Annotated in this window: 25 protein-coding genes and 2 tRNA genes; 2 read left to right on the top strand and 25 right to left on the bottom strand. The window is 27.4% G+C overall.

What is annotated here, in order from left to right; all coding sequences use genetic code 11:
• Positions 1–8: 8 nt before the first annotated feature.
• From D3Z33_RS02620 to polA, 10 genes are all read right to left on the bottom strand, one after another.
• Positions 9–587: an RnfABCDGE type electron transport complex subunit G gene (locus D3Z33_RS02620; RefSeq protein ID WP_160196230.1), complete on the bottom strand. Its 579-nt coding sequence runs from the start codon at positions 585–587 to the stop codon at positions 9–11.
• Entirely contained in the window at positions 580–1,521 is a 942-nt protein-coding gene (locus tag D3Z33_RS02625; protein ID WP_160196231.1) for an RnfABCDGE type electron transport complex subunit D, read from the bottom strand. The genes D3Z33_RS02620 and D3Z33_RS02625 overlap by 8 nt, the downstream gene beginning before the upstream one ends.
• Before the next feature lie 18 nt (positions 1,522–1,539).
• Positions 1,540–2,865: an electron transport complex subunit RsxC gene (rsxC, locus tag D3Z33_RS02630; protein WP_160196232.1), complete on the bottom strand. Its 1,326-nt coding sequence runs from the start codon at positions 2,863–2,865 to the stop codon at positions 1,540–1,542.
• Between the two features lie 212 nt (positions 2,866–3,077).
• On the bottom strand, positions 3,078–3,863 hold the full coding sequence (locus D3Z33_RS02635) for an SPOR domain-containing protein (protein ID WP_160196233.1): 786 nt from the start codon (positions 3,861–3,863) through the stop codon (positions 3,078–3,080).
• Between the two features lie 13 nt (positions 3,864–3,876).
• Positions 3,877–4,944, bottom strand: a complete 1,068-nt coding sequence (gene dinB, locus D3Z33_RS02640) for a DNA polymerase IV (protein ID WP_160196234.1) — start codon at positions 4,942–4,944, stop codon at positions 3,877–3,879.
• Between the two features lie 66 nt (positions 4,945–5,010).
• A tRNA-Leu gene (locus tag D3Z33_RS02645) sits at positions 5,011–5,097 on the bottom strand.
• A 55-nt stretch (positions 5,098–5,152) separates the two neighbouring features.
• Positions 5,153–6,841 (bottom strand): ABC transporter substrate-binding protein, encoded by a 1,689-nt coding sequence (locus D3Z33_RS02650; protein ID WP_160196235.1) that lies wholly within the window; start codon positions 6,839–6,841, stop codon positions 5,153–5,155.
• 65 nt (positions 6,842–6,906) lie between these two features.
• Positions 6,907–7,455, bottom strand: a complete 549-nt coding sequence (locus tag D3Z33_RS02655; protein WP_160196500.1) for a lytic transglycosylase domain-containing protein — start codon at positions 7,453–7,455, stop codon at positions 6,907–6,909.
• Between the two features lie 12 nt (positions 7,456–7,467).
• Positions 7,468–8,094, bottom strand: a complete 627-nt coding sequence (gene coaE, locus D3Z33_RS02660) for a dephospho-CoA kinase (protein ID WP_160196236.1) — start codon at positions 8,092–8,094, stop codon at positions 7,468–7,470.
• On the bottom strand, positions 8,081–10,756 hold the full coding sequence (polA, locus tag D3Z33_RS02665; protein ID WP_160196237.1) for a DNA polymerase I: 2,676 nt from the start codon (positions 10,754–10,756) through the stop codon (positions 8,081–8,083). The genes coaE and polA overlap by 14 nt, the downstream gene beginning before the upstream one ends.
• Positions 10,757–10,944: 188 nt before the next feature.
• Between polA and D3Z33_RS02670 the strand changes: the two genes are divergently transcribed.
• Positions 10,945–11,031, top strand: a tRNA-Leu gene (locus D3Z33_RS02670).
• Between the two features lie 140 nt (positions 11,032–11,171).
• Here D3Z33_RS02670 and D3Z33_RS02675 read toward each other — a convergent pair.
• The 6 genes from D3Z33_RS02675 to D3Z33_RS02700 all read right to left on the bottom strand — a co-directional run bounded on the left by D3Z33_RS02675 (position 11,172) and on the right by D3Z33_RS02700 (position 15,686).
• Positions 11,172–12,068 (bottom strand): hypothetical protein, encoded by an 897-nt coding sequence (locus D3Z33_RS02675; RefSeq protein WP_160196238.1) that lies wholly within the window; start codon positions 12,066–12,068, stop codon positions 11,172–11,174.
• A gap of 131 nt (positions 12,069–12,199) precedes the next feature.
• Positions 12,200–12,754 carry a hypothetical protein gene (locus D3Z33_RS02680; RefSeq protein WP_160196239.1) on the bottom strand — a complete coding sequence of 185 codons (555 nt, stop codon included), beginning with the start codon at positions 12,752–12,754 and terminating at the stop codon, positions 12,200–12,202.
• The gene (locus D3Z33_RS02685; protein ID WP_160196240.1) at positions 12,744–13,958 is read right to left on the bottom strand and encodes an FtsK/SpoIIIE domain-containing protein; all 1,215 of its coding nucleotides are present in this window, start codon (positions 13,956–13,958) and stop codon (positions 12,744–12,746) included. The genes D3Z33_RS02680 and D3Z33_RS02685 overlap by 11 nt, the downstream gene beginning before the upstream one ends.
• 176 nt (positions 13,959–14,134) lie before the next feature.
• Positions 14,135–14,335, bottom strand: a complete 201-nt coding sequence (locus D3Z33_RS02690; RefSeq protein WP_160196241.1) for a helix-turn-helix transcriptional regulator — start codon at positions 14,333–14,335, stop codon at positions 14,135–14,137.
• A gap of 117 nt (positions 14,336–14,452) precedes the next feature.
• Positions 14,453–15,286, bottom strand: a complete 834-nt coding sequence (locus tag D3Z33_RS02695; protein ID WP_160196242.1) for a hypothetical protein — start codon at positions 15,284–15,286, stop codon at positions 14,453–14,455.
• Positions 15,287–15,518: 232 nt separating this feature from the next.
• Positions 15,519–15,686 carry a hypothetical protein gene (locus D3Z33_RS02700; protein ID WP_160196243.1) on the bottom strand — a complete coding sequence of 56 codons (168 nt, stop codon included), beginning with the start codon at positions 15,684–15,686 and terminating at the stop codon, positions 15,519–15,521.
• A 198-nt stretch (positions 15,687–15,884) separates the two neighbouring features.
• Between D3Z33_RS02700 and D3Z33_RS02705 the strand changes: the two genes are divergently transcribed.
• On the top strand, positions 15,885–16,052 hold the full coding sequence (locus tag D3Z33_RS02705; protein WP_130806530.1) for a Spo0E family sporulation regulatory protein-aspartic acid phosphatase: 168 nt from the start codon (positions 15,885–15,887) through the stop codon (positions 16,050–16,052).
• Positions 16,053–16,098: 46 nt separating this feature from the next.
• On the opposite strand, the gene D3Z33_RS02710 is transcribed toward D3Z33_RS02705, so the two are convergent.
• The 9 genes from D3Z33_RS02710 to D3Z33_RS02735 all read right to left on the bottom strand — a co-directional run bounded on the left by D3Z33_RS02710 (position 16,099) and on the right by D3Z33_RS02735 (position 20,810).
• Positions 16,099–17,004: a peptidoglycan recognition protein family protein gene (locus D3Z33_RS02710; RefSeq protein ID WP_160196244.1), complete on the bottom strand. Its 906-nt coding sequence runs from the start codon at positions 17,002–17,004 to the stop codon at positions 16,099–16,101.
• A complete protein-coding gene (locus D3Z33_RS16870) occupies positions 16,994–17,119 on the bottom strand; it encodes a hypothetical protein (RefSeq protein WP_279279054.1) in 126 nt (41 codons plus the stop codon). Before D3Z33_RS16870 ends, D3Z33_RS02710 begins: the two co-directional genes overlap by 11 nt.
• Positions 17,119–17,376, bottom strand: a complete 258-nt coding sequence (locus D3Z33_RS02715) for a phage holin family protein (RefSeq protein WP_160196245.1) — start codon at positions 17,374–17,376, stop codon at positions 17,119–17,121. Before D3Z33_RS02715 ends, D3Z33_RS16870 begins: the two co-directional genes overlap by 1 nt.
• Positions 17,377–17,467: 91 nt before the next feature.
• Positions 17,468–17,692 (bottom strand): hypothetical protein, encoded by a 225-nt coding sequence (locus D3Z33_RS02720; protein WP_130806527.1) that lies wholly within the window; start codon positions 17,690–17,692, stop codon positions 17,468–17,470.
• A 46-nt stretch (positions 17,693–17,738) separates the two neighbouring features.
• Positions 17,739–17,867, bottom strand: a complete 129-nt coding sequence (locus D3Z33_RS16875; protein WP_279279056.1) for a hypothetical protein — start codon at positions 17,865–17,867, stop codon at positions 17,739–17,741.
• Between the two features lies 1 nt (position 17,868).
• Complete coding sequence (locus D3Z33_RS16880) at positions 17,869–18,003, bottom strand: hypothetical protein (protein WP_279279057.1); 135 nt, start codon at positions 18,001–18,003, stop codon at positions 17,869–17,871.
• Positions 17,996–18,286: a hypothetical protein gene (locus D3Z33_RS02725; RefSeq protein WP_160196246.1), complete on the bottom strand. Its 291-nt coding sequence runs from the start codon at positions 18,284–18,286 to the stop codon at positions 17,996–17,998. Before D3Z33_RS02725 ends, D3Z33_RS16880 begins: the two co-directional genes overlap by 8 nt.
• Positions 18,287–18,299: 13 nt before the next feature.
• A complete protein-coding gene (locus tag D3Z33_RS02730) occupies positions 18,300–20,567 on the bottom strand; it encodes a BppU family phage baseplate upper protein (RefSeq protein ID WP_160196247.1) in 2,268 nt (755 codons plus the stop codon).
• Positions 20,568–20,579: 12 nt separating this feature from the next.
• The gene (locus D3Z33_RS02735; protein ID WP_160196248.1) at positions 20,580–20,810 is read right to left on the bottom strand and encodes a hypothetical protein; all 231 of its coding nucleotides are present in this window, start codon (positions 20,808–20,810) and stop codon (positions 20,580–20,582) included.
• Positions 20,811–20,819: the final 9 nt, after the last annotated feature.

Genomic DNA, 20,819 nt, shown 5'->3' on the forward strand with positions numbered 1-20,819 from the left:
CCAAAATTCTACTTTAAATTATTATTATAAAGATTTCTCGCACTGTTTACCCCTTTAACTACAGCATCTGAAGTGATTGTAGCTCCTGTAAGTGCTTGTACTTCATCTTCATTTTGCGGCTCAGATTTTACTACAATTATATCTTTTTCAATAGGCATTTCTTTAAACTGATTTTGAAATTCTTCTCCAGTGGCATTTGCTCCAAGTCCTGGTGTTTCTTGATGACTTACTACATTCATCCCAGTTATAATCCCATCATTAGAAATACCTGTTATAACTTCCACATCTCCACCATATCCTGAAGAAGAAGTCTTTATAGCATATCCTAACAATTCATCTTTATTGTTCATACCTCTATATACTTCTAAAATATCTGAATTATCCTTTACGATTTTATTAATTTCAGTAGATTCTTCTTTCACAAATTTTTCTGCTCCAGGTAAAACTGCTTTTCTTGCCTCTTCACTAACTAAGTTTTCAGCATCTTCTATTTTTTCTTCTGTTACACTATTAGTTAAACCCAAAACAACTGCGGATATTGATGTTATTAATAATAAAATAAGACCTAGTTTAATTATCTCACGCAACTTTCTTCACCTCCCCAAAGACTTTTGGTGATGTATACTTATCAATTAAAGGTGATGCTACATTCATAAGAAGTATTGAATATGAAACTCCTTCAGGATATCCACCATATATTCTAATTATTGCTGTTAAAATACCACAACCTACTCCAAAGATTATTTGACCTTTTGAAGTAACTGGTGATGACGAATAATCTGTAGCCATATAGAATGCCCCTAGCATTAATCCACCAGATAGAGTATGATAAGTCATATTTGTAAATCCTCCATCAAGTAAAAGTGTCATTATCATTACTGTACCTATATAACTAACAGGTATTTTCCAAGTTATAACCCCTCTATATAATAAATATAGTCCACCAATTATCAGTAGAAGTGCTGATGTTTCACCAAGAGATCCTCCAATATTCCCCATCAAAACATTTGTTATTGATGGAAGTGTTCCTTCTGCTTCTCCTTTTAATATTGCAAGAGGTGTAGCTGTACTTACAGCATCAGCTCCTGGAGTAACCCAATTAGTCATTAATACTGGCCATGATGCAAGAAGCATTGCACGTGCAGCAAGAGCAGGATTTATAAAATTATTTCCAAGCCCCCCAAATGCTTGCTTTACAATTGCTATTGCAAAGGCTGAACCTATAACTGGTATCCACCATGGTGCTGAAGCAGGAATATTGAATGCCAATAGTAATCCTGTTACAACAGCACTAAAATCATTTATTGTAATCGGTTTATTCATAAATTTTTGTAATGCCCATTCTGTTAAAACTGCTGTTAAAATTGAAATTCCTATAAGTTTTATAGCATTAAATCTAAAGTAGTATATACTTGCAAGTGTTGCAGGTAATAATGCTATCAATACATCGATCATTATTTTTGAGATGGTCTCTTTACTTCTTATATGAGGTGAAGAAGAACCATACAACATATTTTCCATAGTAACCCTCCTATTAAATTAACTTTTTTTCCTATTAGATAAGATTTCTCTTTTAGCTACTCTTATTGATTGAAGTAATGGTCTCTTTGAAGGACATACAAATGAACATGAGCCACATTCAATACAGCTTAGAGCATTATAACTACCCGCTTCTTCATACATTCTTTTAAGAGATAATTTACTTATAAATAATGGTTGTAAATTTACAGGACATATATCCACACATTTAGCACATCTTATACAAGGATCTGGGTCTGGAATTTTTGCTTCTTCTTTATCTAAAACTAATATACCTGATGTCCCTTTTATTGTAGGTACCTCAATTGAATGTTGAGCAATTCCCATCATAGGACCTCCCATAATAATTTTACCAGGGTTGTCCTTAAATCCTCCACACTCATCTATTATGTCTTTAAATGGAGTACCAATTTTTATAATTAAATTTCTTGGATTATTTATGCCACTACCTGTAATAGTTGCAACTCTTTCTACTAAAGGCATCCCTGTTTCAAATGCATTACCAATAGCATGAGCTGTACCAACATTATTTACAACTACTCCAACATCCATTGGAAGCCCACCATTTGGTACCTCTCTTTTAGTGATAGAATTAATTAATCTTTTTTCATCTCCTTGAGGATATTTAGTTTTAACAGGAACAACTTGAATATTTTTTTCATTTTTTGATGCTTCCATCATTACTTTTATAGCATCCGGTTTATTATCTTCTATTCCTATAAATCCTTTTGTAACCTCTACTGCTTTCATTATAGCTTTTAATCCTTTAATAATCATTTCAGGTTGCTCTACCATTAATCTATGGTCAGCAGTTAAATAAGGTTCACATTCTGCTCCATTTAAAATTACTGTATCAACCTTCTTTTCAGGGGGTGGTGATAACTTTACATGAGTAGGAAAACCAGCCCCACCAAGTCCTGTAATACCTGCTTCTTTTATTACTTCCACTATTTCTTCTTTTGTTAAATCGTCAATTTTTCCTTTAGATACAACGCTTTCATGTATCTCATTTTTACCATCTGATTCTATTATAATTGTTGTAGCATTCCCTGTAGGTGTATCTAGTTTTTGAATTTTTTTCACCTTTCCTGATACACTAGAGTGAATTGGTGCTGATACAAAAGCCTTAGCTTCACCAACTTTTTGCCCTATTTTAACAGAATCTCCTACTTTAACTATCGCTTCACAAGGTGCCCCTATATGTTGTTGCATAGGTATATAAACCATATCAGGAGTCTTTGCTCTTTCTATAGTTAAATTTTCAGTAGACTTTTTAAAGTGTGGAGGATGAATACCACCTTTAAAAGTTTGAGATTGTAAATTCATTCATTTCACCTCTTTTAATATTTTATTATAATAAATCTTGTATACAATATGCTTTAAACCACAAAAAAATAATGCCTTATTTGTTAGCTAAAGCTAATATATTATTAAAAATAAATGTATACAATATAAATAGATAAATATATTATAACATCATTTATACTAATTTAACAATAAGACATCTATTAATTATAATTTATATTTTATCAATTTCTTTATTTTGTTCTAATTATATTTATATAACCCACTAAAGTTTTGGTGTAATCTGAATAGTTTTCCAAAATATTCTTATCATTAATTTCAGAAGCAATTTTTTTTCTAGATTCTAATGTTTTCTTGAAATTCTTCATAATCTGAGTTTCTACCTTTATAGATTCATAGATTTCATTTAAATCATCATTATTCTTTTGAATTCTAGTCTTAATATCTTTTGACTTTTTTGATATTAATGTTTCTTTCCAAATTGAAGTTTCAGATATATATATATCATTGCATTTATTAATTAATTGTAATATTTTTTCATTATCTTCTTTTTTTAGATCATCACCAAAAGTAGTTTTTATATTTATAGTATTTTCATGTAAAAAGCTTTCTTCAATATTTTGGTCTAAATGTTTTTTATATTCTTCTGCATGTTCTTTGCTTAAAAATGTTCCTGAAAAAACTTTATAATTATCTAATTTTACTACATATGCAGGAAGCCCTTTATTATTTACTGATTCTTTAAGAGCTTTTGCATTATTTAGATCATTAAACCCTCCAATTTGTATATTAAAAATATTTAAAGTGTTTGTATTATTTTCAACCTCTTTAGTATTATCTTCAATAATTACTTGTTCGGTATCTTGATTAATAAAAAACCCTGGATATATTATATATTTAACTAAAAAAGATCCTAACGTAATAGCTATAATAGGTGAAACAATACCAAAAAGAAATATATATATAAGCTTGTCCTTAACAGTTCTTTTATTTCTATACCTTCTCTTATATCTTCCCATAATTTCCTCCTAATTAGAAATAATCATCTAAATCAAATCTGATTTGTACCGGCTCATTTGGATATATAAAATTAGATACTCCTACCCCTAATAACCTTATCTTTTTATTTATATTAAATTTATTTTTTAATATGAAATTCGCTGTAGCTTTAAGTACTTTCAAGCTATCTGTTGCATTTTCTAGTGTCAATGATCTAGTTTCTATAGAAAAATCATTATATTTTAATTTTATGGTTATAGTTCTATATTTATAACCTCTTTTTATAATTCTATTATAAATATCATTAGAATATTCATTTATTTTTTCATGGATATATTCCATATTATCAATATCATACGAGAAAGTATTTTCTTCACTTATAGATTGGGGCAATGAATTACCTTCTACTTTTCTATTATCTACACCTTTTGAAAACATCATTAATTCGCTACCTTTTTTACCTAATCTCTCAACTAATACATTTTCATCATAATTTTGTATATCATAAATTGTATATATACCCAAACTATTAAGTATTTTTTCTGTTTTCTTACCTACTCCCCATAATTTCCGTATAGGCATAGGACTTAATATCTTTACAGCATCTTCTTTTTTTATAATTGTTATTCCATTAGGTTTATTCATATCTGATGCTAACTTTGCTAAAAACTTATTATAAGATATTCCTACTGAACATGTTAAATTCAACTGAACTTTTATATCTTTTTTGATGTTTCTAGCAATCTTTAAGACTTCAGATAAACTTTTGTCTTTTATTTCTATATAAGCTTCATCTAATGATAATGGTTCAATATTATTTGAATATTTTTTAAATATATTTCTTATATGATTTGATTCTCTTTTATATTTATTTTTATTTGTCTCTACAAAAATTAAATCTTTACAAAGGTACTGAGCATGCTTTGAGCTCATTGCAGATTTTACACCATACTTACGTGCTTCATAACTAGCTGCACACACTACACCTCTTCCATCAGGACTACCTCCAACTGCTACAGGTTTTCCTCTTATTTTTTTGTTATCACGTTGTTCTATGGAAGCATAAAATGCATCCATATCAATATGTAATATATTAATCATATAATTTCTCCCGTATAATTATATATTATAAAAGGACAGAGATTAATCTCTGTCCTTTTATAAATTTGGTGCCGAGGGCGGGACTTGAACCCGCACGGTCATTTGACCACTACCCCCTCAAGATAGCGTGTCTGCCAATTCCACCACCACGGCTAGTATTTAGACTGCTTTTATATTTTAACTCTAAATACTATAGTTGTCAAGTATATTAATCTTGTTTCTCTCCACCTGTATTTTCTTCTGTTTTATTTTCTTGTAACTCTTTTGGTATAAACCATTTTTGAATATTATTATACATGCCATATTCTAATGGATCTATATCACCTTTAATTCTTTCATCCATTATTAAAGCATTATTCGTAAAAAACAACCCTACATATGGTAAATCTTCTAATAATATTTTTTGCATTTCAAAATATTTTTCTTTTTTTATTTTTCTATCTTTAGCACTAAAGGCTTCAACTAAAAGCTTATCCATATCTTTATTTTTATATGAAATGAAATTAGTACCATCTTTTATTTTCTCAGAATGAAAAGCAAATGCCAAATTCGGACTTTCAGATAACTCTAAGCCTAATAATGAAATATCAAAATCTCCTTTTTCTATTTCACTCATCATTTTTTCTATATCTTCTTGATATATCTTTTCTATTTCCATTCCAATTTCTTCTAAATATTCTACTATCATATCTGCAGTTTCTTTTCTATATTTATCATTAGAGTTTGTAATTAATTTAAATTTAAGTTTTTTATCTCCTGTTTTTTTGAATCCAGCATCTTTTAATATTTTTTTTGCTTTTTTAACATTATATTCATAATTATTATTTTCTTCATTTATTAAATAAGAATTATTTAATAGAGGAAGTCTTGCTTTAGTAGAATTACCATTATAAACTTTTTCAATTATCTCTTCTCTATCAATGGCATATGCTATTGATTTTCTTATCGCTTTACCTTCTTTTCCTTTAAATATATCATTTTTAAAATTAAACCCTAAAAGATCAAAATCATTACTTGGATATTCATGAATTTTTACATCATTATTGTTTTTAAAATCATCAAAACTCTTAAAAGTAGTTTTTAGTACATCAATTTTTTTATCTTCAAAAGCTTTTTTAAATTCATCTTCTTTTAATATTATACCTTTTATATTTTTAATATATGGCTTTTCTTCATTCCACCAACTTTCATTATGTTCTAGAACTATGCTTTCTCCCTTATTATATTCAGAAATTTTATAAGGGCCAGTCCCTATAGCCATAAAATCTTCTGCACTTTCTAAAAATTTATCATAGGAAAAATTTTCTTCTTCGTCAGAAAGTTGATGCGACGGAAATATAGGAAAGCTTAATGTTTCAATCGAATTACTAAAACTTCTATCAAAATCAATTTCTATATTTTTTTCATCAATAACATTAACATTATATATATGTTCTATATCTTCAGGTTTAATTAATTTATCATATTTAGATAATATATCTCTATATTCTTTATTTTTAAATGCATGTCTTAACATATCTAAAGTAAACTTAACATCTTCACTAGTAAAACTTTCTCCATCATGCCATTTTACGTCACTTCTTAATTCTATATTTATAGTACGCCCTTCATTTTTTATAGAATAATTCTTTGCTAATAAATTTTCTATATCATGCTCATTATTGAATCTAAATAGCCCTTCATAAATTAAATCATAAAAACTATATAGACTTTCGTTTTCACTTAATAACGGATTCATATTTTCTACATTTGAAATTGGAATTCTAATTTCTCCACCACTTGCTTTTTCATATTGTTTTTCATCTTCACCGTTATTTCCTCCAGTACTTGTACATGCAGTTAAGATAAAACTTATCAACATTATAATTGACAATATTTTAATCTTTTGTTTTTTCAATTATATTCCTCCTCAAATTTATAGATATAAATATTTATACTATCTATGATTAAACTTTAAACTAATTAAAAATTATATAAAAATTTATATATTTTACTTTGAATTTTTACTTTTTCTACATATTCTTCTGTTTCCTTAAATGGTATAGAATCTAGCTTTTTTCCATCTTCACTATACCTTTTATCCTTAAGCCACTTATTAACATTTCCACTACCTCCGTTGTATGCGGCTAAAGCTAAATCTAGACTTTCAAATTGTTCTATTAAATTTCTAATATAACACGTACCCAACTTTATATTTGTTCCAGGTTCATAAAGCATGTATTCTTCAAACTCATTTATATTATTTATATCAGCAATCCATTTAGCTGTTTCTGGTAATATTTGCATAAGTCCAATTGCATTTTTATTAGAAACTGCCTCATTATCAAAATTACTTTCAACATTTATTATTGCTGCTACCAAATTAGGTTCTAATTCATTTGTTTGGGAATATATCCCTATATAATCTTTGTATTTTAAGGGATATATAGCCCGCCCTATGTTTTTAACATTGAATAATGTTAGTACAATCAATATCAAAAATAGATATAAGATTATTTTTTTCTTTTTCAGCTATATCACCACCTACATGAAGTCATTTTTACTTAAAGCTACCTTAAGTTGTCTTTTGGTGTGTTCAATATCTCTAGAATTATCTATTACTATATCACAATATTTAATTTTTTCATCAATATCTATTTGAGCATTTATTCTACTCATAGCTTCTTTAAATGTATATCTATCTCTATTCATTAAACGCTTTATTTGTTCATCTTTATTTAAGTATATAAGCCAAATTTCATCAAATATTATCTTTTCTTTTTCTAACCTTTTTCTTACTTCTATTAAAAGTGGTATATCTATAAATATCACTTTTTGATTTTCTTTAATATATTTGTAAATATTGTTTCTAATAGATTCATATACTCTAGGATGTACTATCTCATTAAGTTTATTTCTTAAATCTTTTTTATTAAAAATAATACCACCTAATTTTTCACGGTTTATTTCATCATTTGAATTTAACACATCTTTGCCAAAAAAATCTACTATGTCTTTATATGCTGGTTTGTTTTTTTTAACTACTTCTCTTGATATTTCATCTGCATCTATTACTTTATATCCATATTTTATTAGTATATTTTTTACAGTAGTTTTCCCTGTAGCGATACCACCTGTTAAACCTATTATTTTAATTTTATTTTGTCCCATACCAACTATTCCCTACATTCATATCCACAGTTAATGGTACATTTAATTTTATTGCATTCTCCATTAACTCTTTAAGTAAAGATTTAACTTCCTCTATTTCATCTATATGTGTTTCTATTATTAACTCATCATGAATTTGAAGAATCAGTTTTGATTTTAAATCTCTATTTTTTAGTTCTCTATATACATTTATCATAGCTATTTTAATGATATCTGCTGCTGTACCCTGTATAGGGGTATTCATAGCTGTCCTTTCACCAAATGATCTTACATTATAATTTCTGGATTTTATTTCTGGAATAAATCTCCTTCTATTTAACAATGTTTTTACATATCCATCTTTTTTGGCAATATTCACTATATCCTCCATGTAATTTTTAACTAAACTATAATTTTTTAGATAATTATCAATATATTTTTTTGATTCTTTTCTACTTATATTTAAATCACGAGAAAGTCCATAGTCACTTATTCCATAAACTATACCAAAATTCACCGCTTTAGCTCTACTCCTCATTAGTGATGTTACATCTTTTCTTTCCACCTCAAAAACTTCAGAAGCAGTTTTTGCATGAATATCATCTTTATTTTCAAATGCCTCTATTAATTTAGGATCTCCAGATATATGAGCTAAAACTCGAAGTTCTATTTGTGAATAATCTGCATCTACTAATTTATGCTCTTTATCTTTTGAAACAAAAACTTTTCTTATTTTTCTTCCTTCTTCAGTTTTTATAGGAATATTTTGAAGGTTAGGATTTGTACTACTTATCCTACCTGTTGTAGTTATTGTTTGATTGAAACTAGAATGAACCTTATTTGTATCTTTATTAATTAAAGGTATAAGCCCATCTATATAAGTTGATTTAAGTTTCACAATTTGTCTATACTGTAATATTTTTTCTATCACATCATGTTTCCCCAACAATTTATCTAAAACTTCAGCATTAGTTGAATAACCTGTTTTAGTCTTTTTTATAACAGGAAGTTCAAGCTTTTCAAATAAAATAACTCCTAATTGTTTTGGAGAATTTATATTAAACTCTTCTCCACTCAAATCATATATTTCTTCAGTTAAATTATTTATTTGATTCTCAAATTCTAATCCTAATTCTTTTAATTTTTCTATATCAATCTTAAAACCTTGATATTGCATATCTGCTAAAACTTTTATAAGTGGCATCTCTATGTTTTCAAGAAGGTCTTTCATATCGTATTCTTCTATCTTTTCTAACAATACTTTTTTCAATTTATTAATTATATTTAATTTAGTAGCTATAAAATCAGCTATAGTGTCAATTGATATTTCATCAAAAGATTTTTTATTTCTACCCTTACCTAATAAATCTTCCTCATTCTGCATAGATATATTAAAATATTCATCTGCTAATGTTTTTAGTGAATATTCTTTTTGTGAAGCTTGTAATAAATACCCTGCTACTAAGGAATCAAAAAATACATTATATATATCTATTCCATATCTAAATAGAATTAAAATATCTTCTTTGATATCATGACCTATTTTAGCAATTTTATCATTTTGAAATACTGAAGATAAAATATTTAATTTTTCTTTAGTATCTTTTTCATCACCAAATGAAATATAATATGATTTGTCATCATTATATTTAAATCCAACACCTAAAATTTTATCTTTTAAATTATTTTCACCATTTACTATAAATTTAAATATAAAATTACCTTTATCTATACCATTAACTATCTTATATAATTCATCTTTAGAGTCTAATATTTCTACTTCTGTATCTATCTTTTCTTTAGAATCTTGTATAATTTCTTTATCAAATTTATCAATAAAACTTTTAAATTCAAACTGAGTATATAATTCTAATAACTCAGATTGATTAGGTTCTTCCTTTTTTATATCTTCTAAATCTATATCTAATGGAACATTTGTTACAATTTTTGCTAGCATCTTACTCATAAAAGCTTGATTTCTATTTTCAATTAATCTTTCTTTTAATTTTTTTCCAGATATTTCATCTATGTTTTCATATATATTTTCTATAGAATTATATTTTTTAAGTAATTTTATACCAGTCTTTTCACCTACTCCTGGAACCCCAGGTATATTATCCGATTTATCTCCCATAAGTCCTTTTAAATCTACAAATTCATCCGGTGTTAAGCTATATCTATCAAACATAGCTTGTTCATCATATTCTTCTAAATTAGTCATTCCCTTTTTAGTTATTAATACTTTTATATTCTTATCTACTAATTGTAAATAGTCTTTATCACCTGTAACTACAATTACATCCATATTCTTAGTACTGCAATGTTTTGAAAATGTCCCAACTATATCATCAGCTTCATAACCTGCAAATTCTATCCAATGAATATTCATCCTATCCAATATATCTTTTAACATAGGAAACTGCATTTTTAAATCATCTGGTGTTTTCTTTCTCCCAGCTTTATATTCTTTATATTCTTCATGTCTAAAAGTTGGACCCTTTTTATCAAATGCTACTGAAACATATTCTGGTTTATAATCATCTAAAATTTTATATAGCATTGTCATAAAACCATACACACCATTAGTAAATAATCCTTCTTTATTTTTAAGTGGTGGAAGTGCATGATAAGCTCTATGTAACAAACTATTCCCATCTATTAAAACTACTTTTCTGTTTTTCACTTTTACAACTCCTTAAAAAATATTATAACTAAAGTATATATTAAAAATGAATTATAGTAAACAAATTATACATTATTCTAGTCTGCTTATTACCCTGTAATATATGTATCTATTCTACACTTTAAAGATTAATTTTAAACTTGACTTTTAATTCATATTTATGTTATTATATATTTTGTATTAAATAAGCCGAAGTGGTGGAACTGGCAGACGCGCCGGATTCAAAATCCGGTGGTAGCAATACCGTGTGGGTTCGAGTCCCACCTTCGGCACCATAGAAAAAGCTATTCCCTAGAATTACATGTTCTAGTGAGTAGCTTTTTTGTTTTGTGTGCAGTAGGTGTGCAGTAATTAAAAAGGGCCAATTAAGGTTCTTGAATAATTAGATTTCATATATTTGTTTATATAGTATTAGCTATTCGATTCTTTTATATAGAAGTTTATGTTCGTTTTTTTCTAAATTTTTCAAAAAGGCATCAGCCGGTAAATCAAATATTTCACCTAATGTATCATCATGTAACTTTCCCTCTATTTTAAATAAGATTAATATTAAATCGTTTAATATGTGTAAAGTAGTATTATTAAAAAAATCTATTAATTCATCACGTTTAGCTTCTAAATTATCTTGATCCTTATTAATTATTCTATTTATATCTGATACCACTTTACATGTAGTTTTGTAATTTTTTGTAAAATCACTGTATAAATCATATAGTTTTAAGTAAAAGTCACTATAACTTATTAAAATAGGTTTTCTAGACTCGTGTATATTTATTAATATATCTAATTTTTCAAATAATACGTCATAATATTTTTCTATATTGTTTAATTTCTTAATTAAATTTTCATTAAATATTTCACCCTTTCTATCATGTATAAGTTTTTCAAGTTTTTCATTTTCTGCTATATCTAAGTCTTTTAATAATTTTATTAATATTTCTTCTTTATTTTTCAAATTTAATTTATTTATGAAACAAAAATTTTGATAATAGTTTTGTATATCTTTCTTTAATAGTGTAGTTTCTTTAAATATTAAATCCATTGTTTCAATTTCTAAATGTTTCTTTATTTTATTCTTTTCACTTTCTTTTATAATTTTCATTTCTTCTTTGTGATTCGCTTTTATTAATTCCAATTGTTCTTTATGATGCTTCTCTTTAGCCTTTAATTCGATTTTAGATGCATCGCTAGATTTATTCCATCCCATAAATGCTATACCTATTGTTAACATAGGTGTTATTATTAAGTAAATTATATTTAAAGTATCAATTATATTATCTGCATTATTAAAAATGATTTCTAAAGAATCCATTACTATACCCCCTTTTATATAATATTTCTCTTTAATATTTCAAAATCCTTCATTTTTTTAAAGTCAAAGATTATTTCTCTGAATTCATATCTTTCGCTATATTTATACATACGTTTAACTACATTACAACGTTATTTGTCGAATAATGTCAATATATTTTCAGAATCTTCTTTTATTTTTATAACTTCAAATTCTTTTATATTCTTTATACTTTTATTTGTTATAAATATCAGCTTTGGAAACACAGGGAAATACTTTTTATATTTTTCAGTTAAACATAGTTTTCTGTATTTATGTATATCTACAGGTGTGTTAGATATTTGCACTTCAATAAAAGCTATATATTTTTTATTTTTATACTTATAGATCATTAAACCATCTGGCCTTATATCTTCTATTTCAAATTCTTTTTTAAATACTTCTATATCTATTAGTTTATTTACTTCTTTATAAAATTCTACTAATAATAAATTATGCCTTATCTGTTTAGGTTTCTTAATGTAGTAGTAGTATTGATTAGTAAAATGCTCTCTATCTCTTTTAAGTACCTTATCTGCATATAATCTTTTTAATCTATTCTGTGCTACTCTTAAAGAAGGATAAAATAAATCTGCTATTATATTTGTTGTAGCTACATTAAATTTCTCTATAAACTCTATTACTTTTTTATCTCTATCAGTTATCATATAAATCACCTAGATTAAAATCATTAGGTAATTCTCCATTACTTTTTTCTTCTAGTTTTTCTACTTTCTTTTTTATGTATGTATGTTTAATTAAATCTCTAGCTTTTGATACGGATAAATTCATTGATTGAAATTCTATATCTTTATATATTCCATGACCTCTACCTTTTAATTTTTCTAATCCTGATCTATCTATTATTATACGACTATTAATTTCATTCATAGTCTTAAGTCCTATCACGCATGGTACATTTGCTTTTATTCTACCATTTAGTACTTTAGCATCAGGCCTTTGAGTTGCAATAATAAGATGAATTCCTGACGCTCTACTTTTTGAAGCTAATGATTCTAAAATCTTTATACTATCCTTTTCATTCTGCAAGTCTGCAAATTCATCTATAATTAATACTTTGTATTTCATTTTAGATTTAGATATTTTATTATATTCTTCTATATCTACACAATCATTTTCAAAAAACTTGTCATATCTTTCATCAACCTCTATAAGTAATTTATTTAATATTTTTTCAGATTCTTCTATAGTTCTACTAAAAGATTTTACATATTTGCTTTTCCTAAAAACATTAAATTCAGCACCGTTTTTTAAATCGATTAGATGTAATTCCGTATTTTTATTAAGTATAAGGTTTGTTATTATCCCTCTAAGTAATGTAGATTTCCCTGAACCAGTTTCTCCTGCTATTAAAATGTGAGGAGCTTTTTTGATATTGATTTTTTCTAAACCGGACATACTGTGTCCTATTGCTATTTCTAAATTATTATTTTTATAAAATTGATAAGGATGTAATTCTAAATCCTTCTCATATACATCAATATAGATACATTTATTTATATATTTTATGTTTACTTTGTTATTTAAAAATTCTTCTATAGATAATTGTTTTCTTTTGAAATCATCACTATTTATCCCATGTGGTAAATCAAAAATTAATCTATATCCAAAATTAGTATTTTGCTTTTCTTTTAGCTTAGGCAATCTTTCATCTTTATTAATTATTCCTATATTTTTCATTAGTTTATCAAATTTAGAATTGTGTTTTTCTAAAAAATGATACAAACAAGACAATCCACCTAAGCCACAAAATCCAATTCCACCAGTTGTTGCTCCGAACGTAATCATTAATATTCCACCGACAACCGAGCTTAGTCCTACTTCAAATAAACTACTATCTTTGTTACCCATTTACATATACCTCCTATACGATTGATTTGTACAAGTTCTATATAAGTAATATAGCTATATTTACATACGTTTCGTACGAATACCTTAACGAATACCTTAACGTATAGTTTATTATATGCCTAAATGGTTTATTTATTGCCTGTCCTATAAAAATAAATAAAAAAATAATACCTGGTTTATTCCAGGTACATAAAATCTTTTACATCTATATTTAATTTATCTGAAATTTTCAAAGCTATTTCTAATGAAGGTTGCCTTTCATTTCTCTCATATCTGTTATATTGATATTGACTTAGTTCTAAAAACTCTGCAAAATCTTTTTGAAACTTGTATCCTTTCTGAAGCCTTATTTCCCCTAATCTATTTTTTACCCCCATATTACCCCTCCACTTTTGTATCGTTATAAAAATTCCGTTATAATCTCTTTTGTATGTAATACATAATTTTTCTAATTTCAAACTCTCTTAACTTAACACTTACTATCTATAAAACTACTAAACAATTTCTCTGATCCCAATAATATTTTTCCAAGGTACTATGTATGAAGGTTTCATATATGCAAAATCTTCTATTCTTTGATTGTATGAGATGTAATTCTGTAGTCTATACAAAGATTTAGATAATAACCATCTTCTATGTTCAATCATTTTAGAGACGTCCTCATTATAATCCTCCTTTGTATTATAAAATGTAAACCACTCAAAATTCTCAAATTTTTCTTCAAACTCTAAAACATAAGCTTTAGCCCTTTTTGCCCACTCGTTTTCTAAATTTAACTTACATATACTCGATACATTAAGCAAGAACTCAGGACGTAAATGAACATTCCCACCATATTCCTTATCACCTTCCATTGTTAGGAAAGCTGATAATTGATTATCGTAGTATAGCTTATGTCCAATAGAATTTAACCTGCCTTCTAAAGACCTTCTATCTAAAAAGCTTTTATTTGAATTTGTATTGTAACTAACATCATATGATTTATTTCCTACTTTCATAATTCTTTTATCTATATCAAATTCAATTCCATGATTCTGTAAAAAAATGTTTAGTGGTGTTGGATAAGAAAGAACTGAAGTTAAATCCATTATTCCATATTTCTTAATGGTTTCTAATCCATCTAAGCAAGTTGTAACATGGGAAGCGACATATGTTATATTGTCAATCTCTAAATCGTCCAAAGATATATTATATCGTTCACAAAAATCATCTATATCAATATCTTCACTATTATCAATAATGTAGCTTATTATACTTATTTCATCAACACCTACCCAATCGTGTAGAAATTTTTTAGTTCCTTCTACATTTCTTAAATCAAATCTCATAATACACCTCTCTCTTGAAATTTTTAGATTTATTGTAGGACAATAAACTAGTCCCACTTTTCATTGCTACTTTTTTGATTTCATTATTTTTCTATAATGTTATATATTAATTTCTATTTCTTCCTTAATTTTTCCTCTTTATTTTCAAATTAATTTTATAATTTTATTTTTTTCATAAAAAATAAGGCTAGAGATTTCTCCCTAGCCTTAAAATAATTGCTCATTATATCATTTATGTATTATGTATTTTGTCTTTTTCAATAAACCTTAAAAAACCTTTCTTTCTCTTTGTAATTTCTATATAAGTTTCTTTATCTATCTTGTTTTCTTCTAATAATTTATCTGCCAGTTTAATAAACATTTTTGTTATTTCTTCAAGGTCATTTTTATTATATCTCACATTCAATTCCCCCTTTTTTATATATATTCTACATAAAATCGTTAATTCCTCTACATAAAAATAAAAATCTCGGAATATTAATTCATTTTGTCAAATATGATAATTTTATACATTATATTTCTTATTGTTAACTAAGTAATTTTATAATATAATAGGAAAAGTAAGGCAAATATAAAAAAATTATGAGAGTGTGGTTTTATGGGGAAAGTAGAAGATGTTGAAGAGAAAATGACATCATTAAAAAAACAAATGCACAAACTACTACATAAGAATGATTTTATAATTACAACAGAAATAATAGATATAAGTCAAGAACTAGATGAAGTTATATATCTATATCATAAAATAAAAAATAAAATCAATTGACATAAAAAAAGACCAGGACAAATAGTCCTGGTCAATTTAATTTACTTTATTTCTTTATTATTTCTATCTTATCTGCCTTATTAAGATTTTGCTTAACTTGATTGATGATATTTTTTTCTTCTGCAAATGATCCAACTTTTTTACCATTTATATATACTCTATTTATATCTTTTTTAGGTTCAGGTTTTTGAAATATATCTTTAAGTTTATTAGCTGCTTCTACTCCTACAGAACCATCAATCTTTAACTTATACTTTTTTTGAAATTGCCTAACTGCTTTGATGGTATCACTGCCATAAACACCATCTACTCCATATCTTCCAACATTAAAACCTAATTCTTTTAAATATTTTTGAATTATTTTCACACTACCTGCTCTATCTCCTTTATTAAAATAACCTCTTTTAGGTAAAGTAATTTGACCTATAGTTATTTGTTCACTTTTATATCCTAATCTTTTGTTTACTTCTCTAGCTATATAAGGAAATTTACTTTGTAAATATGGTCCAGGACAATTTGTGTTTTGAAACATATTATGTCTAGTTAAATTTCCTCTTGAATCTCCAGTATAAACTAATTTTTTAATTCCATTTCTTTTACATATATCTACACATAAATTAATAGTACCTTCTAGAGCTTTGTCTGATACTGACCAATTGCCACCTATTCTATCATTAGCTACTTCAATGGTAATTGCTTGATGATCATTTGAAGGACTTCCAGAAGTCCACGCTCTATTTTTCTCTTCTACATACATACCTATTCTACCGTTCTTGTCTACTCCATAATTAGAACTTGCTTTACGTGATTTTCTTGCGAATATAGCACCTAGAGTTTGTAAAGATAAGATTCCTGCTTCATGATGTATAGTTATCTTTTTAATTTTTTTCTTTCTAGGATTTGAACTATTTGGTGATATTTTTGTATATTCAACTAAAGGACTATTGCTCATCATATTCACCCTTTCCATCATTAAGTTCTTCTAACATTTCATCTGATATATCTTCATCTGAATCTAGTATTATTCCTAATTCTTTTTCTAGCTCTTTTCTTTTTTCTTTATTCATTATTTTCTGCCTCCTTTAGTTTGCTTTATAACTTGATTTGTAAATACAGCTGCAGCAGCAACTAAAATTGCTTGTACTATATTATCAGGAGAATATGCTCCTAATACTGCAGGTGTTATACCTATAGATAATAATGTAATAGCTATAGGTATATATTTGTCATTTAATAGATTAGTGTTTTTCAACACATAACCTAAAAAATATAAAACTGGTACCATAATTAATGCTTCTTCAATTACAAATTCTAAAAAATCCATTTTACATTCCTCCTATAAATTTAATTGTGATAATATAAAAGCTAAGATTAATGGTCCTAACATTCCTGTTAAGAACCACAACTTAGCTTTATCAATGCTTTTCTTTTTTCTCTAAATCATTAATTCTATGGTTTGCAACTTTCATTTGTTCCTCTAATATATATGTTCTTTCTATAACTGTGTTATGTTTATCAACCTTGCTTTCAAGTTGTGAGATCCTATAATTTGTTAATTTACTTGATGCTAATATTCCTCCTCCAGTACCTATAGTAGTTCCTAAAAAAGCAATAATTGCCACAACAATTTCATTTGGCATAATCGACCTCCTTAAAATTCGCATTAAAAAAACACCTAGAAAGGTGTTATATCTGTGGTGTTGCTATAATCATATCTTTTTCTTCTGTTGTTATTCTTCTTTTTTGAACTTGAATATTTAAATGAGTTTCATCTAATTTTTTCATAATCCACATATTTAATAAAAAGCTATACATCTTATATACCTCCCTCCATAATTAATTGCATCAAAGCTTCTTCCATTGCTGATATTCTTTCTTTATCACTTGGTTCTTTAGGTTTGTTTTGCTCTTCCTCTATTTCTTCTTGTGTTTTCCATTCTATTTTAGCCATTGTTAGAACCTCCTTCATATATATGCTTTTCCTCTTTACTGTAAATTCTAAGCACTTCAACTATTAATACTCCATTTACCCTTTCAGCAGATAATATAGGATTTAAAGGTAATATTTCAGCTATGATACTTTCTGCTCTACCATCTGCTAATCCTGTGAAGTCAAAAATTTCTGTAGTTTCTGCATTTCCTTTTATGTGTGTCACTTTTAATATGTCTTCTGTTTCTTGCTTATATATAAGCTCATAATCGTCAGTCCTGTATGGACTTTCTATTATATTCATAATTTAACCTCCTTTAATATGACCAGCGACCTATAGCAAAAAAATAAGCTTCTGATATTCTATTAAAATCATTTGTAGCCCATATACGCATATCGGATTCAATAGTATCAACGTAGTTTGTTTTAACCGAAGAAAATACCCTAGCTGCTGTATCTTTATAGACAAAACAACTACTTAAAACAGATGGCTTTTCGATAAAGCTAGCGGGGTAAATCCAAGGTACGTCCGTCCAATAACCGTCTATGACCTCTGTTCTAGGTGTGGAAGTCACGGAAACGTCGTTCTTAAGGTGCCAGCAAAACTGTATCCCGTTGTTATAACGTATATATTGACCGTTTGCGTTTTTTCCTGCTTCCTTAACCTTAAGTATGGACTGCCATGGTAGCCATGTTGCGCCCCCGTCTTGCGATACCCTGCTCCATTCCCTGTCTATTGTATCGACAAAGTTTTGCATTATATGACTGTCTGTCCTTTGTTTTACTGTTAAAATACCATAAGTATAAGGTGAATTTAAAGTTGCAGCATTTGCATAATAAAGACCAGAATTAATCTCATTGTTACAATCTTCGGTTAACTCACCCTTACCAGCTTCTGATGTTAGTTTATAAGTTTGTATAGAATTCTTGTCAAAGTTACCACCGTGCCATATTTCGTGGTAGTTGTTCCCATCTGAATATGTCAAATCAGAACCTTGTATAAGTGTCCTACCTAAAGGACTTGCTAAAATTGCATCATAAGTTTGTCCTGTAGTAAGTAATGACATTAATGCACCGCTTAATTTTTTTCCTAATATACCCTTTAAATTTTGAAATTCTAAATTTCCACTAATATCACTTGTACCTGATTTATTTACAGCTCCTATATTCTCCGGAGTTATCGGATCGCTACCACCAATTGCATGTCTAGAGTTATGAGCCGTAGGGTTAAAACTTGTAGGCTTTCCGGTTATGTTAGCCCAACTTAGTACTAAATCCAGACTTTCACCTTCTGCAGTTTTTACAAAGCTCGTATCTGTGTAAACATATTCACCCCAGCCACTTAATACAGTTGAATCAGCACTTGCATCTAATACATGGACTTTCATACCTTCGTATTTGTTAGGAATCTGATTTCTTTCTGCAATTGTATTTACTACCTTCAAAGGTGTAGATGTTGGAATATGTGCAAGTGGTACTAACCCGTTAGAGTCTAAAGGTGCTACTCCGTCAATTGCTCCTTTTTCTGCTGTTTTTACATAGTTATTTGGATTAAAATCTTGTCTGTCTATTTCACTTTGTATCCTAATTTCCTCGTTGGCTACTCTTTCAGCTTCACTTAATTCTCGTTGAGACTCATTTTCTTTTCTTGCTATTTCATTTTGGTGTCTAATTTGTTCATCTTGTCGTCTTCTACTCTCATATGTTTTTCTTTGAGCTTCTTCTTCTTGTCTAACAGCTTCAGATTGCTTTCTAGCATTTTCATTAGATACTCTATCATCCTCATTTTGCTTCCTAGTGTTCTCATCAGTAACTCTCTGATTTTCATTAGTAATCCTTGAGTCTTCATTAGATATCCTATCATTTTCATTTTGACTTCTAGTGTTCTCACTAACTTTTCTTTGAGATTCATGCTCCTCTCGTACATACTCATTATTTTCTCTAATGGTTTCATTTTGTTTCCTTGTATCTTCATTAGATTTTCTTTGAGTTTCATTCTGTTTTCTAGTTATTTCATTATCCTTTCGTGTGTTTTCACTTTGTTGTCTTGTATTCTCATTAGTAATTCTTTCAGACTCATTTTGTTCCCTTTGTTGTTCTGCTAATACCCTAGCTTCTTCATTAGATATTCTTTCCATTTCATGTGCTTCAATTTCACTTAATCTATTTAGCACTTGTATTATTTGGTTAAATTCATTAGAAGACTCAATTGCATTATCATCTCTAATTGTTTCAATAACTGAAATATTAAAAATAGCTGTAGATAATATAACGCCTTCTGCTTCATCAAATATAGTTAATTCACACTTTACCTCTCCTTCTACAGCTAGAGTTTGTGTTGTTAAATTAAATTCTACTAATCCATTTTCATCATCTAAGATATTTACTGTATTAAATATCTTAGTTCCATCTGGTTTCTTTGCGTAAAATGAAATAGTATTTCCAGTTAATTTTAAAGGTATTCCATCATCACAAATGGTAGCTTGAACAGTTCTACTATTTGTATCATTCTGCTTTGCTTCAACTTTCTTTGTCATATAGTTGCTTAGATTTTTTACATCTACTGTTATTTTATAAGGCTTCACTATATCACCCCTTTATAAGTATTTATTTAAGCTGCTTTTATTTTTTAGTACTACTTTACTATCTTTAATTTCAAACTGGTGTAAATTTTGAACTATATATTCATCATAATCTACTATAATAAAGTCAAATATTTCTTCATAATCTCTTTTTTCTTCACCGAACCAATCCATAGATTGCTCTCCAGAACACAATTCCTTAATGCTTCCAGTTCTTTTATTATAAAATATTGTTAACTTCTTCATCTCTACCTC

Origin of the sequence: Senegalia massiliensis (genome assembly GCF_009911265.1) — a bacterium.
Classification (GTDB): domain Bacteria; phylum Bacillota; class Clostridia; order Tissierellales; family SIT17; genus Anaeromonas; species Anaeromonas massiliensis_A.